The following is a 1,230-nucleotide window of genomic DNA, read 5'->3' on the forward strand; positions in this document are numbered from 1 at the left end:
TGGAGTGACCACGCTCCGGTAGACAGTTTCTGTCCTCACGGCGAGGCCTTTTCGAAGGCCTCCGGGCTGACGCCTCCAAGGTGGCTGTGGCGTCGGTTACGGTTGTAGAACACTTCAATGTAATCGAAAATATCCGCCCGGGCCATGTCCCGGGTTTTATATATCCGCTTCCTGATGCGCTCTTTTTTGAGTGAACTGAAGAACGATTCTGCCACTGCATTATCCCAGCAGTTGCCGCGACGGCTCATGCTCGGTACCAGATTATTGGCCCGGCAGAACCGCTGCCAGTCATCACTGCCATACTGACTGCCCTGATCGCTGTGCACAATGACGTTCTCTTCAGGTTTACGTCGCCAGACCGCCATCAGCAGCGCATCCAGTGCCAGTTCGCGTGACAGTGTCGGTTTCATCGACCAGCCCACCACATTACGGGCAAAAAGATCGATAACCACTGCCAGGTACAGCCAGCCCTGCCAGGTGCGGATGTAGGTGATGTCGGTGACCCACACCTGATTGGGCTTCACTACAGTAAATTCACGCCGCACGCGATTGGGCGCTATCAGTGACGGTCGTCCCCGGGTTCCGCGTGGCACTTTATAACCATGTATAGCCTGGATCCTGTTTTTCCTCATGATTTTGGCGACCCGGTTTCTGCTGCACACTTCGCCAATTTCGCGAAGATCGCCATGAACCCTGCGATAACCGTAAACTCCACCACTCAGCGTATAGGAGTCGCGGATGAGTTCCAGCAGTCGCTGGTTATCCTTTTCTCCGGCGGATACAGGGTTATGGAGCCAGACATAAAATCCGGCACGGGCAACCTTAAGGACCCGACACATCGTAACAATCGACCAGATTTCACGGTGATCGTTGATAAAGCGGTACTTCAGTCGGGCTCCCTTGCAAAGTACCGCGCTGCCTTTTTCAGAATATCCCGCTCTTCCTCAGTGCGTTTAAGCTGTGCTTTCAGCCTGAGAATTTCTGTTCTGGCATCAAGTAAATCCTGTGCCTGCTGCCCACTGTTGTCAGGCTTAACAGCCCGGAGCCATTTATAAAGGCTGTGCGCCGACACGCCGAGCCGTTCAGATACTTCAGCGATGGAATAGCCCCGCTCGGTGATCTGGCGGACAGCCTCTTCCTTAAATTCAGGGGTAAAACGTGGTGTGCCCATAGACTCCTCCTATGCTCAAACTATAGGGCAGAATTGTCTACGGGCTCGGGGGCACTCCA

Annotated in this window: 1 protein-coding gene; it reads right to left on the reverse strand. The window is 54.1% G+C overall.

What is annotated here, in order from left to right; genetic code table 11:
• Nucleotides 1–35: 35 nt before the first annotated feature.
• A protein-coding gene (locus GJV78_RS22615; RefSeq protein WP_209439286.1) for an IS3-like element ISEc15 family transposase occupies nt 36–1,171 on the reverse strand; the annotation gives its coding sequence in 2 pieces (ribosomal slippage) (nt 36–925 and nt 925–1,171; 1,137 coding nt in all).
• Between the last annotated feature and the right edge of the window lie 59 nt (nt 1,172–1,230).

The organism is Intestinirhabdus alba (assembly GCF_009711095.1).
Taxonomy (GTDB): Bacteria; Pseudomonadota; Gammaproteobacteria; order Enterobacterales; family Enterobacteriaceae; genus Intestinirhabdus; species Intestinirhabdus alba.